Origin of the sequence: Winogradskyella vidalii (assembly GCF_013403955.1) — a bacterium.
GTDB classification, from domain to species: Bacteria; Bacteroidota; Bacteroidia; order Flavobacteriales; family Flavobacteriaceae; genus Winogradskyella; species Winogradskyella vidalii.
In genome coordinates this window covers 1,506,806-1,519,539 of record NZ_JABFDG010000001.1, presented here as the reverse complement: position 1 = coordinate 1,519,539, position 12,734 = coordinate 1,506,806, and the positions used below count along the sequence as shown (strand labels likewise).

General features: G+C 32.1%; 12 protein-coding genes and 1 tRNA gene. 6 read left to right on the top strand and 7 right to left on the bottom strand.

Annotated features, from left to right (window positions below):
- Nucleotide 1 precedes the first annotated feature (1 nt).
- A complete protein-coding gene (locus tag HM982_RS06495; RefSeq protein WP_218849768.1) occupies nucleotides 2–619 on the bottom strand; it encodes a LysE family translocator in 618 nt (205 codons plus the stop codon).
- 123 nt (nucleotides 620–742) lie between these two features.
- Nucleotides 743–1,771, bottom strand: coding sequence for a quinone-dependent dihydroorotate dehydrogenase (locus tag HM982_RS06490; RefSeq protein ID WP_179352280.1), 1,029 nt, complete (start codon nucleotides 1,769–1,771; stop codon nucleotides 743–745).
- Nucleotides 1,772–1,907: 136 nt separating this feature from the next.
- Here HM982_RS06490 and HM982_RS06485 point away from each other — a divergent pair, with 136 nt between their 5' ends.
- The 3 genes from HM982_RS06485 (at nucleotide 1,908) to HM982_RS06475 (ending at nucleotide 4,722) form a co-directional block, all read left to right on the top strand.
- Nucleotides 1,908–2,738: a universal stress protein gene (locus tag HM982_RS06485; protein WP_179352279.1), complete on the top strand. Its 831-nt coding sequence runs from the start codon at nucleotides 1,908–1,910 to the stop codon at nucleotides 2,736–2,738.
- Between the two features lie 201 nt (nucleotides 2,739–2,939).
- Nucleotides 2,940–4,169 carry a peptidase T gene (gene pepT, locus HM982_RS06480; RefSeq protein WP_179352278.1) on the top strand — a complete coding sequence of 410 codons (1,230 nt, stop codon included), beginning with the start codon at nucleotides 2,940–2,942 and terminating at the stop codon, nucleotides 4,167–4,169.
- A gap of 97 nt (nucleotides 4,170–4,266) precedes the next feature.
- Entirely contained in the window at nucleotides 4,267–4,722 is a 456-nt protein-coding gene (locus tag HM982_RS06475) for a hypothetical protein (protein WP_179352277.1), read from the top strand.
- A gap of 170 nt (nucleotides 4,723–4,892) precedes the next feature.
- On the opposite strand, the gene HM982_RS06470 is transcribed toward HM982_RS06475, so the two are convergent.
- A tRNA-Ser gene (locus HM982_RS06470) sits at nucleotides 4,893–4,977 on the bottom strand.
- A gap of 305 nt (nucleotides 4,978–5,282) precedes the next feature.
- On the opposite strand from HM982_RS06470, the gene HM982_RS06465 reads away from it, so the two are divergent.
- From HM982_RS06465 to HM982_RS06455, 3 genes are all read left to right on the top strand, one after another.
- Nucleotides 5,283–5,606: a hypothetical protein gene (locus HM982_RS06465; RefSeq protein ID WP_179352276.1), complete on the top strand. Its 324-nt coding sequence runs from the start codon at nucleotides 5,283–5,285 to the stop codon at nucleotides 5,604–5,606.
- Between the two features lie 157 nt (nucleotides 5,607–5,763).
- Nucleotides 5,764–6,795, top strand: a complete 1,032-nt coding sequence (locus tag HM982_RS06460; RefSeq protein WP_179352275.1) for a M28 family metallopeptidase — start codon at nucleotides 5,764–5,766, stop codon at nucleotides 6,793–6,795.
- Between the two features lie 125 nt (nucleotides 6,796–6,920).
- The gene (locus tag HM982_RS06455) at nucleotides 6,921–8,501 is read left to right on the top strand and encodes a M28 family peptidase (RefSeq protein WP_179352274.1); all 1,581 of its coding nucleotides are present in this window, start codon (nucleotides 6,921–6,923) and stop codon (nucleotides 8,499–8,501) included.
- A 110-nt stretch (nucleotides 8,502–8,611) separates the two neighbouring features.
- Here the strand turns inward: HM982_RS06455 and HM982_RS06450 are convergent, their stop codons facing one another.
- The 4 genes from HM982_RS06450 to HM982_RS06435 all read right to left on the bottom strand — a co-directional run bounded on the left by HM982_RS06450 (nucleotide 8,612) and on the right by HM982_RS06435 (nucleotide 12,694).
- On the bottom strand, nucleotides 8,612–9,142 hold the full coding sequence (locus tag HM982_RS06450; protein ID WP_179352273.1) for a porin family protein: 531 nt from the start codon (nucleotides 9,140–9,142) through the stop codon (nucleotides 8,612–8,614).
- A 104-nt stretch (nucleotides 9,143–9,246) separates the two neighbouring features.
- A complete protein-coding gene (locus tag HM982_RS06445) occupies nucleotides 9,247–10,152 on the bottom strand; it encodes a Ppx/GppA phosphatase family protein (RefSeq protein ID WP_179352272.1) in 906 nt (301 codons plus the stop codon).
- 2 nt (nucleotides 10,153–10,154) lie between these two features.
- The gene (gene ppk1 / locus HM982_RS06440) at nucleotides 10,155–12,209 is read right to left on the bottom strand and encodes a polyphosphate kinase 1 (RefSeq protein WP_179352271.1); all 2,055 of its coding nucleotides are present in this window, start codon (nucleotides 12,207–12,209) and stop codon (nucleotides 10,155–10,157) included.
- A complete protein-coding gene (locus HM982_RS06435) occupies nucleotides 12,209–12,694 on the bottom strand; it encodes a SixA phosphatase family protein (protein WP_179352270.1) in 486 nt (161 codons plus the stop codon). Before HM982_RS06435 ends, ppk1 begins: the two co-directional genes overlap by 1 nt.
- Between the last annotated feature and the right edge of the window lie 40 nt (nucleotides 12,695–12,734).

Genomic DNA, 12,734 nt, shown 5'->3' with positions numbered 1-12,734 from the left:
ACTAAAGTAAGATAAAAATCGCAATTCCTATAAATACGATAATTTGAAGCCATTTAAAAAAAACACCCGAATTTTTATGTTTTAAAATATAGCTTTTTATCTGTCCTGCTAGTAATGCAATTGCTGAAAAAATAACAAACGATACTAACATAAAAACACCACCTAACATATAAAATTGAACCACTGTGCTCATGGATTCACTAAACAAAAACCCTGGAAAAAATGCTAGAAAGAAGATAGCGACTTTGGGGTTAAGCACATTCATAAAAAAACCTTGAACAAAAAGTTGTTTTAGGTTTTTATGTGGCACATTATCAGAGTTAAAACTGAGTTCAGCATCAGATTTAAAAACTTTATAAGCGAGAAATAAAAGATAACAAGCGCCCAAAAGTTTAATACCAAAAAATAAATAGTCGTTAGCAGCAATAATTGCAGAGACCCCAAAAGCTAATAAAGTCGTGTGGATAATACAACCTGTAATTAAGCCACAAACGGTGGCCATTCCGTAAGATTTACCATTAGCAATACTTTGAACTAATACATAGATATTATCTGGTCCTGGAGACATGGCTAAAACTGATGTTGCCAATGCGAATGATATAAGGATGTCGTAATTCAAATATGATTTCTATTATAGTTTGAATACATTATAAAATCTAATAACCAACAATCTAATTATTGCGACTCTGCACAATAAGACACTTATTAAGAAGCTATAGAGTTTCTAATCTATCTCCCCACTTTATTTTAACAAAGCCTTATTAATTCGTTTTATTAAAGCAGGGCCTTCGTAAATAAAGCCTGTATATACCTGAACCAAATCTGCTCCGGCTTCAATTTTCTCTAGGGCATCATCTGCAGAATGCACACCGCCAACACCAATAATAGGAAAAGCCTTATTACTTTTATCGGCTAAATATTGAATAACTTTAGTCGATTTTTCTTTAATGGGTTGCCCACTTAAACCGCCATTACCTATTTCTGTAAGTCGTGCATCACTAGTTTTTAATCCCGTTCGATCTACAGAAGTATTACTGGCAATAACACCATCTAAATTGGTCTCTGCTATAAGCTCAATAATTTCATCTAACTGAACCTCATTTAAATCTGGTGCAATTTTAAGTAAAATTGGCTTTTGTTTTTCAAAGCTTGAATTTGCCTTTTGAACACTAGAAATAAGCTCTAACAAATAATCTTTATCGTTTAATTTGGCGTGACTTCCTACATTTGGGCAACTCACATTGAGTACAAAATAATCGACATAAGGATGTAAAGCATTAAAACATTCCAAATAATCTTTAGTGTAATCTTCAGGAAGCGTTTGGGTATTTTTACCAATATTCCCCCCAATAATAAGTTGGCCTTTATTTTTTTTGAGTTGGGAAATGGCCGCTTCTAAACCTTCATTATTAAAGCCCATACGGTTAATGATACCGTGGTCTTCTTTAAGCCTGAATAAACGTTTTTTAGGGTTTCCTGCCTGAGCTTTTGGGGTAACGGTTCCTATTTCAATAAAACCGAATCCAAAGTTTGCCAATTCATTATACAAAACGGCATTTTTATCGAAACCTGCTGCTAAACCTACTGGGTTTTTAAAGGTAAAACCAAATAATTGACGCTCTAACTGTTTATCTTCAATTACATATAACGCTTTAAAAAGACTTTTAATTCCTGGTATTTTAGATATATTTCTAATTAAAGAAAAAGTAAAATAATGTACTTTCTCTGGATCGAAACTAAATAAAATGGGTTTGATTATAGTTTTGTACATGGCAAGGATTTAGCGTTGCAAAAATAAGCATCTAATCCCTAAAACTACAGATTAATTTTATCAAAAACTGTCAATTATCATTCTTTATACGTAGATAAATGACTAACTTTGGGTTCACAACTAAAAACCATTAACCATGAAAAAAATTATAGTTCCTGTCGATTTTTCAAAACATTCTGAATATGCGTTAGAAACTGGAGCTGCACTAGCTAAACAACACCAATCTGAATTGGTCGTAATGCACATGCTTGAGTTATCTGAATCTATTTTTTCTACCACTAGCGCACAGCGTAATGAAGAAAATGCTTACATGATGATGATTGCTAATAAAAAGTTTGAATCTTTTTTAGATAAAGCATATCTTGAAGATGTAGAAGTAACACCATTAATTAAATACCACAAAGTTTTAAAAGAGGTAGCAGAAGTCGCTGTTGAGATTAAAGCTGATTTAATTGTAATGGGCTCTCGTGGTCACAATGACTATGATGGTGTGTTTACAGGTTCTAATACTGAAAAAGTAGTACGTTATAGTGATACTCCAGTTTTAGTGGTAAAATCTAAGCCAGAATCAGTTAATTTTAACCACAGTGTTCTTGCCACTGATTTTACAGAAAAGAGTATTCCTGCAGTTAAAAAAGCGTTACAATTACTAACCAAATTAAGTAAAAAAATAACATTACTGCATATTAACCTCCCTAACTTATCATTCTTAAGTACCGACGAAGTTGATGAGCGAATTGCTGAGTTTTTAGAAAAATCTAAACTAAGTGAAGCTGAAGTGAACATTGCTCGTATTTCTGATCATAATGTTGAAGATGGCGTGGTGAGTTATGCACATAGACATAATGGTGATTCTGTAGCCATGATTACACACGGTAGAACAGGATTAAGCCATTTCTTTGGAGGCAGTATTTCAGAAGATGTCGTTAACCATACAACACTTCCTGTAATTACGTTTAAACTCTAATATTAAAATCATTACTGCTATTTTATTAACTCAATTTGTCAGTAAAAATACAAACAGGCTTAATTATAATAGCATCAAATTTTAAGATATACAATCCCGATACCTTTCGGGATTGTACTTTCTAAGAAGAAAACAATACAAATATAAAAGCAATCTGTTTCAGATTCTTCTCGAATAATTTTAATAATAAAATCCTTTTATATGCAACATATTATAGATCGTTTTATAGGCTATATAACTATAGACACAGAATCTGACCCAAATTCTAATACCACGCCAAGCACCACCAAACAATGGGATCTGGCGAACAAACTGGTAGAAGAATTAAAGCAAATAGGACTAAGTGATGTTACCATAGACGAGAATGCCTACATTATGGCAACTTTACCAAGTAACGTAGACCACAAGGTACCGACTATTGGATTTATTTCGCATTTTGATACCTCTCCAGATTTTACCGGAGCAAATGTAAAGCCACAAATTATTGAAGATTATGATGGTAAAGATATCATTCTTAATAAAGAACTAGATATCATTTTATCTCCAGATTATTTTGAAGATTTACTGCTCTACAAAGGTCAGACCCTAATTACTACTGACGGTACAACCCTTTTAGGTGCTGATGATAAAGCAGGTATTACAGAAATTGTAACTGCAATGGAATACTTAATTAATCATCCAGAAATAAAACATGGCGACATTAAAATAGGTTTCACACCAGATGAAGAAATCGGTAGAGGCGCCCATAAGTTTGATGTAGAAAAGTTTGGTGCTGATTGGGCATACACCATGGATGGTAGTCAAGTTGGCGAGTTAGAATATGAAAATTTCAATGCGGCTGGTGCTAAAATCACGGTAAAAGGAAAAATTGTGCATCCTGGTTATGCAAAAGGAAAACTGATTAATTCCATGTATTACGCTTCGGAATTTATTAATGTCTTACCACGCTTAGAAACGCCAGAGCACACAGAAGGCTACGAAGGTTTTTTTCATTTACATAATATAGAAGGTGATGTTGAAGAAACGACACTTCAGTACATTATTCGTGATCATGATAAAGACAAATTTGAAGCAAGAAAAGCCTTATTAGAAAAAATTGTTCTCGATTTAAACACGAAATACCAAAGTGATATTTTTAAAATTGAATTACAAGATCAATACTTTAACATGAAAGAAAAAGTGGAGCCTGTAATGCACATTGTAGATATTGCAGAAGAAGCTATGAAAGCCGTTGGAGTTGCTCCATTAATTAAAGCCATTAGAGGTGGTACTGATGGTTCTCAACTCTCTTATATGGGCTTACCTTGTCCTAATATTTTTGCAGGTGGTCATAATTTTCATGGACGTTACGAGTATGTTCCTGTAGAAAGCATGCAAAAAGCCGTAGACGTTATTGTTAAAATCGTAGAATTAACAGCACAGAAAAAATAAGCTTATTTTTTTTATCTTATAAATTAGTTAGCAGTATTCACTTGATTTTTAATTAAGTTTACTGCTAACTTTTTTTTACTTCACAATAAATTCGCTTATGAAAAAAATAATTGGTGTTCTTGTTATAACGTTTCTTTTAGTCGGTTGTGAAACGCTACTAGGAGAAGAAATTGGAAGGTTAGTGATTAATGAGGCAAGCAATTCTGAGCTACACACTGAAGAAACATCACTTAGCCTAAAAAAAGGCGAAAAAATAGCCTTTTGGACCGATACAGACATTGTCTATAAAAATGATTTAGCACTGGTTTATATTCTTGAAATCTGGAAAGATTCTACACAAATAGGCAGAACAGAATTAGATGCTTTAAACACCAACCCGAGACTAATGGAAGTAAAAAAAGTATTAGGTAACACAACGACTTGGCGTTATTCGGGCAAAATGAAACACTTTAGTATTAAAGAAGATGGAAACTATACTTTTAAAGCTATTTTAAAATCGTCAGACAATCCCACATTAAAAATCAACAAAGCAGAGTTGGTGTTAAAAAAGTAAATTTGACTAACAATAGTTCAAAAAAGACTTTAGATTAATTAGTTGAAGAACTAAACTACAGGATTTATATAATTCCACGAGAAAGTATTGAATTTTCAGAATTCGTGGTAGACTCTAACGAATACGATAAAGCATAAAATAAAAAAGCCTTGCTAATTGCAAGGCTTTTGCGGAGAATGAGGGATTCGAACCCCCGGAGGTGTGACCCTCAACAGTTTTCAAGACTGCCGCATTCGACCACTCTGCCAATTCTCCTTGAGTGTTCCACCAAGCGATTTGCTTGATTGCGGGTGCAAATATAAAACCCTTTTTCATCTAGCCAAAGGTTTTTCTATAGTTTTTTTAAAAAAAATTTATATTATAATTTATATCACTGATTTATAAAGCTTTTAGAAAATTATAAATTTTTCGGCACAGTTAATGTTAACTATAATATTGTATTCAAATCAATATTTTAAAACTTGCATACGTATTCAATTTAGATTAATATGTAATTTTACATTTGTAAAAGCTTTATTTCAATAATTAAATAATCATTCAGCTTAAAACATTAAATCAGCATGAAAAAAGCAGCCGTTATTATAGGATTAGCATCAGCAATCATAGCAACGATACTTTCTGTAACTAAATTTTCAAATCAAGCAGTAATCCCTATAATTATTGCTTTTACAAGTGGTTTAGCCATCTTATTCCTCTCCAATAAAGCGGAAACAAAACCAAAACCTATTCAATATATCTTTTTATTAGTAATTATTTCATTGAGTTTAACCATTTACAAAGGGGTTCTAAAAACTCCCGAAATTGAGGCTACTGATCAACAAGAACAAAACATTAAAGATTCTGATGATTCGGATACTATTAATAATACCGTTGAAAAGTATTAACGATTTTAAAACTTCTCCTAAGTTGTAAGAAAATTTTCAATCTATTTATCTTATTTTTGACAAAATCAAACCGTTACACCAAAATATAGTTTAAAATTGAATAAATAATCAATGGTAAAACGATAGGTAACCCTATTAAAATAATAGATAACAACAAATGAAAGCTTTAATTGCAACTGCACTCCTATTTGTCGGTTCTTGTGCAACAATAAGACACAGCGAAAAAATTGATAACCTTAAAAGCAGTATTACTTATGATAATAAAGCGGTTGTTGAAAATTATTTAAACACCATTAATTCTGCTGACCTAAAGATTCATTTAGAAGAAGTTTCTTCAGATAAATACAATGGTAGAAAAACAGGAGAAGAAGGTCATAATCAGGTTTGCGATTACATTAGAGATTACTATAAAAACAATCAGATTATTGCTCCTGAGTCGTATTCTAATTACTATCAAAAAGTTCCAAAATCAGCATTACCAGACGGTTTAAACGATTCGCAAAATATCATCGCCTATATTGAAGGTTCAGAGTTTCCTGATGAATATGTTTTTATCTCAGCACATTCTGATCATGAAGGAGTTATTGACGGACAAATTTACAATGGCGCTGACGATAATGGCTCTGGTACAGCAGCCGTATTAGAAATGGCTGAAGCTTTTAGTTTAGCTGTTAAAGAGGGTTACAGACCTAAAAGAAGCATTGTATTTCTACATGTAACTGCTGAAGAAGTTGGACTTCATGGCTCTAGATATTACACTGAGAATCCTGTTTTTCCACTAGAAAACACCATAGCCACGCTTAATATAGATATGATTGGCCGTGTTGACGACAGGCATATAGATAACGAAAATTACATTTATTTAATTGGTGCTGACAAAATCAGTACCGAATTACACTATATTGCTCAAAGTGCAAATAAAACCTTTGTCAACCTCAATCTTGACTATAAATATAATGACGACAATGATTCTAACCGTTATTACTACCGCTCTGATCATTACAATTTTGCCTTAAAAGGAGTGCCTGTAATTTTCTTTTTTAACGGCGAACACGAAGATTATACTAAACCTACAGATACAGCCGATAAAATTAACTATCCACTACTAGAAAAACGCACTAAGCTTATTTTTGCTACAGCCTGGTATATTGCAAATGCTGAAACACGTTTGAAAGCCGAAATCATCTAATGTTAAACTTTGTTAAAAAGAGATTTCTAAAAATACCAAACCTGATCAATTTTTGTAATTTTATCCATTAACCCTTTTGGATATGAGTTTTTTTCATAATCCAATTTCCTAACTTATTTCCTTAAATGAAAAAATTGCTATTATTAGGTTTTGCATTTTCTATAATGCTAAGCTGTGGAACGACTTCAAAAAGTAACGTTAAAGATTCACAGCCTCAAACTGCTGAAAATATTGACCCTAAGCTATATGCTTCCACAATTACTTCCGAAGAACTAAAAACCATGTTATACACCTATGCTTCAGATGAATTTGAAGGTAGAGATACAGGTGAAAAAGGACAAAAATTGGCTGTTGAATATTTAAAAGAAAAATATAAAGCTATGGATATTCCATCGCCTTTGGGTGGTGACAATTATTTTCAAAACGTGCCTTTAGAAAAGCAAAAAGTTTCTGAAGCACAATTGACTTTAAATAATCAATCTTTTAAAAGTTTTGAAGACCATGTTGTTTTGGCGATTTCAAATGACATTAATATTTCTATTAATAATATAGTTTATGTAGGTTATGGTATTGATGATGACAATTACTCGGACTACAACGGAATTGATGTTAAAGGTAAATTTGTTTTGGCAAAAGCAGGAGAGCCAAAAGATGCCGAAGGTAATTACATAACCTCAGGAACTACTAAAGATACTCAATGGACAAACAGCCGTCAATCTTTAACTAGTAAAAGAAATGCTGCTGAAGACAATGGCGCTAATGGGTTTTTATATTTAGATGACGCTATATTTTCGAGATACGCAACTTTTTTACAACGCCAGGCAGAATCTGGAGTCTCAGGTCGCTTATCATTAAAAAGCAACACCAATGGTATTACAATGATGCTAATAAGTAAAAACTTAGGTGAAGCATTATATGCTACTATAGAAGAAGATACTACACCAAAAGTTATTGAAACAAATCTTGATTTAGAAATTGGAAATAAATCTGAAAGCATCATGTCTGAAAATGTAGTGGCGTATATTGAAGGTTCAGAGAAACCTGAAGAAATTGTAGTAATATCAGCGCATTTAGATCACGAAGGCATAAAAGATGGCGAAATATATAATGGTGCTGACGATGATGGTTCTGGAACCGTAGCGCTATTAGAAATAGCGCAAGCTTTTAAAGCTGCAGAAAAAGCTGGTCATGGTCCTAAACGTAGCATCCTATTCTTACATGTTACTGGCGAAGAAAAAGGTCTTTTAGGTTCTAAACATTACACCGATAACGACCCTATTTTTCCTCTAGAAAACACCGTCACAAACCTAAATATTGATATGATTGGAAGAATTGACCCAAAACGCACTACGGGTTCTAGAAATTACATTTATTTAATTGGTAGTGACAAACTAAGTACCGATTTACATAATTTATCTGAAGACGTCAATTCAACTTACACCAATATTGAATTAGATTATACATTTAACGCTGATAATGACCCTAATCGATTCTATTACAGATCTGATCATTACAATTTTGCAAAAAACAATATCCCGGTGATTTTTTATTTTAATGGTACTCACGATGATTACCATAAACCAACAGATACTGCTGACAAAATAGAATATGATTTACTAGAAAACAGAACACGTTTGGTTTTCTACACAGCTTGGGAAGTTGCCAATAGAGACAAAAGACTTGTTGTTGATAAAGCAACAGAGTAACGACGGCTTTATAAATTAATTATTACCCTATAAAAAAATGGCGGAAAATTACTTTTCCGCCATTGTTATTTATAAACCGTTGTTTTTCAACTTAAGTTTAAAAAAATTGTTTAAATCTTAATTCCGAAACCAAACTGAATCACATGATTTTTAGCTTCTAACCTACCAGAATCATCATCTAAAATATCTGTAAAACCATTAGTTAATCTTACATCAAAAAATAACTCATCTGTAAACATATATTCTAGTCCTGCTGTTCCAGAAAATATAAATGTTGAAAATCCATCTTCGTAACCCCAAGTTTTAAGTCCAACTTTAGGACCTAATAAAACCGATAAGCGATCCGAAAATGAAAATTTTAAAAATAAAGGTAAATGAATGTAATCTGCTCTAAGTTCTTCATCTTTACCACCTTCTGCTGACCATTCTAATTCGACTTGCAATGATACGTTTTCGCTAAGTGCTAAATCGGCAAAACCTCCAAAAGCAAAACCATTGCGATGTTTGTTTTCAAAATCAGCATCAGGTTCAAAATCTAGGTTAGAGATATTAATGCCACCTCTTACACCATATTTAATATCTTGAGCCATACCAACTGTTGTAAATGTCACCAAGAATAGAGCAAATAAATAGTTCTTCATAATTTTCAATTTGAGAATGCTAATATAGAAGAATTTATAAAATTCAAATAAATTAATAGATTTAATAGCGAAAAATCAGCCCAATGGTATTTTATAAGACTTAACTATATACTAACACTAGAAACCGTTTCATAATACATACTTTTTATAATACCATCTGAAAGTCCAATTTTTGGCACATAGATATCTTTAGCACCACTCCATTTCATTGCTGATAAATAAATACGTGTTGCCGGAATAATAACATCTGCTCTATCTTGATTTAAGTTTAGCTCCGTGATACGTTCTTCATATGAATAATTTTGAAGCATCTTATAATAGCTAGTTAAGTAAAAATACGTTAGGGGTTTTCCCATACTTTTACCCGATAGTTTAAATATTTTATTAATGTTACCACCAGAACCGATGAGTTCTATTTTATCGTATGGCTTGGTATGTGTTTTTACCCAGTTTTCAACTTCTAACCATGTCTCATTTTTAACAATATCATTCAGCAATCTTACCGTTCCAATTTTAAAGGATTTAGATAGTTTTTTCTCGCCGTTATGAATGATTGAAAATTCGGTACTTCCACCACCAACATCAACATATAAATAGGTTTTATTAGGATTAATAAACGTGTGCAAATCGGTTGCGGCAATAATGGCTGCTTCATCTTCCCCGTCAATAGTTTCAATATTAATTCCACTAGTTTCTAAAATCTTTTCAGATAAAGGAATACGGTTCTTAGCTTCTCGCATGGCAGAAGTTGCACAGGCTTTATATTTTACCACACCATGAGACTTAATTATTAAACTAAACGCCAGCATAGTATCAATCATTCGCTCTTGGTTATAATCTGATATTTCACCTTTAAGAAATACATCTGCACCTAATCTAATTGGTACACGGACGAGAGAGTTTTTTTTAAACACTACCTTTTCGCCATCTTGCTCAATAATATTTGATATTAATAATCGTACAGCATTAGATCCAATATCTATAGCTGCGAATTTCTGTATTTTCAGCATAATTATCCTTCCAATTTATTTAAATAATACGAATAAGTTTCAAACTGAGCTCTAATTTTAGGGGCATCGTTTCTTTTATAGGTATTATCTTGTTTTTCATTAATAATTCGAGCTTTAACATTATCATTCCAACAAATATCATACAAATGTTGTAACTCTTGCTTTATATCTTCATCATATATAGGGCAGCTCACCTCAACTCTATTATCGATGTTACGCGTCATCCAATCTGCAGAAGATATATAGATTTTTGGATTATTTTGATTAGAAAATATATACATTCTTGTATGCTCTAAGAATTTATCTATAATACTAATAATTTCAATATTCTCACTCATTCCCTTAATACCTGGCACCAAACAGCAAAGTCCTCTAACAATCATTTGTATTTTTACTCCTGCTCTACTTGCCTCGTACAACTTATCTATCATTTTATAGCTACTAATGCTATTCATTTTAAGTTTTATATAAGCTGGTTTTCCCTGGATAGCATTTTCGATTTCATTATCTATTAAAGCGAAAAATTTTGACTTTGTATAGTGCGGTGAAGTAATTATATGTTTATATCGATTGACTTTATAATTGACTTCAAAAAAGTCGAATACTTTATTAATGTCCTTTAATATTTTTGAATTTGACGTCATTAATGTAAAATCTGTATAAATCTTAGCTGTGGACTCATTAAAATTACCTGTACTTATAAATCCATATCTTACCAGTTTGTCTTTTTCTATACGCTCGATAACGCACATTTTACTATGGACTTTTAGGCCTGTAACCCCAAACAACATCTTTATGCCTTCATTTTGCATCTGCTCTGCATAATTGATATTTGCAGCCTCATCAAAACGTGCTCTTAGCTCTATAGAAACGGTTACTTTTTTACCGTTTTTTGCTGCATTTATCAATGAACTAGCCACATGGGAAACCTGAGCCAGTCTATAAATTGTAATTTTTATAGATTTAACCATAGGATCTAATGCCGCTTCTCTTAGAAACCTTACAATATAAGAAAAGGTATGGTAAGGCGTATAAACCAAATAGTCTTTTTTAGCAATGGTTTTAAATATACTCTCCTCTAGATTAAGCCCTTTAACCGGAAGCGGTTTGATTTTATCATATAGTAAATCTGTTCTACCCAAACTTGGGAATCCCATATAATCCCTTCGGTTATGATAACGCCCCCCTGGAATAATACTCTCTTTTTCATCTATTGACATGTATTTAAGTAAAAACTCTAATGTATCTTGTTCTATATTTTTATCATAAACAAATCGCACAGGAACACCACTTTGTCGGTCTTTAACACTTTCGGTTAATTTCTCTATAAAACTTTTACTTAGGTCACTATCAAAATCTAATTCGCCATCCCTAGTAATTTTAATCATATGAGCACTGATATCATCATAATTAAAGATGTTGAAAATATCATCTAAACAATATCTTAAAATATCGTCCACCATTATTATATAATTATTCTCACCTTTACTTGGAAGCACTACAAAACGGTCCATAGTTGACGATATCTCTATCAAAGCAAATTGGTCTTTCTCTTCAGAACTAGACATCTTTACGGTTAAATAAGCCGAAATATCCATCAGTTCTGGTAAGGCAACTTCTTCATTTAGCATAATAACGACTAAAGCTGGACTGATTTCTTGATAAAAATAATTTTTTATAAACTCATGATGTTCTTCATCTATTTCTGTTTCATTAATAACGTAGATATTCTCTTTCTCTAACTCTTTATCAATTTCATCTAAAATTTCTAAACTATAACTTTGATGATCAATTACAATCTGTGTTATTTCTTCTAAAAGGTCTCCTGCTTTAATCCCTCCTAATTCACTTTTACCACCTTTACCTGCTTCGTAAATTCGCTTTACAGTAGCATATCTTACTTTAAAAAACTCATCTAAATTATTTGAAAAAATCCCTAAAAAGCGTAACCGTTCTATAAGAGGAACCTCTTTATCTGCTGCCTCCTGTAAAACGCGCTCATTAAATTTTAACCAACTCAATTCTCGGTTTATATAAATATTTTTTTCTTTTGTCATTACTTTAATTCCTTTGGAATAATTATAAATTCGGTTGTCCCTTGTTTTAAATCTTCCCAATCGTTTATCTCAAAACGGAGTTTAACTACACCACTTGTAGGAAGATTATCAATATAGGTATCACCAAAGATATTAGAAATAGATGTGAAAGCATGGTTATGACCGAAAATCATAACCTCATCTAAATCATTTGGTAAACTTTTAATAAACTTAATGACATTTTTCCCTTCAAAATCATATAAATCTTCAATAATTTTAATTTTAGACTCAGAAATCTTTAATGTTTCTGTAAAAATCTTACAAGTACTCAACGCTCTGTTAGCTGGACTTGAATAAATAGCATGAGAAACATCACACCTAAGACCTAACTCCTTAGAAACCAGTAAAGAATCGTTTACACCTCTTGGTTTTAAAGGCCTATCTCTATCAGTAATATCCAACTCCCAAGATGACTTACCATGCCTAGCAAGTATAATTTCTTTCATTTTTTATCGATTAAAGGTTATTTTTTATCGACAAAAGGTT

Bases quoted from the DNA above. Each gene is read 5' to 3' on its own strand.
- HM982_RS06490 (WP_179352280.1), bottom strand. From the start codon at position 1,771: ATGTACAAAACTATAATCAAACCCATTTTATTTAGTTTCGATCCAGAG.
- HM982_RS06485 (WP_179352279.1), top strand. From the start codon at position 1,908: ATGAAAAAAATTATAGTTCCTGTCGATTTTTCAAAACATTCTGAATAT.
- pepT (WP_179352278.1), top strand. From the start codon at position 2,940: ATGCAACATATTATAGATCGTTTTATAGGCTATATAACTATAGACACA.
- HM982_RS06475 (WP_179352277.1), top strand. From the start codon at position 4,267: ATGAAAAAAATAATTGGTGTTCTTGTTATAACGTTTCTTTTAGTCGGT.
- HM982_RS06465 (WP_179352276.1), top strand. From the start codon at position 5,283: ATGAAAAAAGCAGCCGTTATTATAGGATTAGCATCAGCAATCATAGCA.
- HM982_RS06460 (WP_179352275.1), top strand. From the start codon at position 5,764: ATGAAAGCTTTAATTGCAACTGCACTCCTATTTGTCGGTTCTTGTGCA.
- HM982_RS06455 (WP_179352274.1), top strand. From the start codon at position 6,921: ATGAAAAAATTGCTATTATTAGGTTTTGCATTTTCTATAATGCTAAGC.
- HM982_RS06450 (WP_179352273.1), bottom strand. From the start codon at position 9,142: ATGAAGAACTATTTATTTGCTCTATTCTTGGTGACATTTACAACAGTT.
- HM982_RS06445 (WP_179352272.1), bottom strand. From the start codon at position 10,152: ATGCTGAAAATACAGAAATTCGCAGCTATAGATATTGGATCTAATGCT.
- ppk1 (WP_179352271.1), bottom strand. From the start codon at position 12,209: ATGACAAAAGAAAAAAATATTTATATAAACCGAGAATTGAGTTGGTTA.
- HM982_RS06435 (WP_179352270.1), bottom strand. From the start codon at position 12,694: ATGAAAGAAATTATACTTGCTAGGCATGGTAAGTCATCTTGGGAGTTG.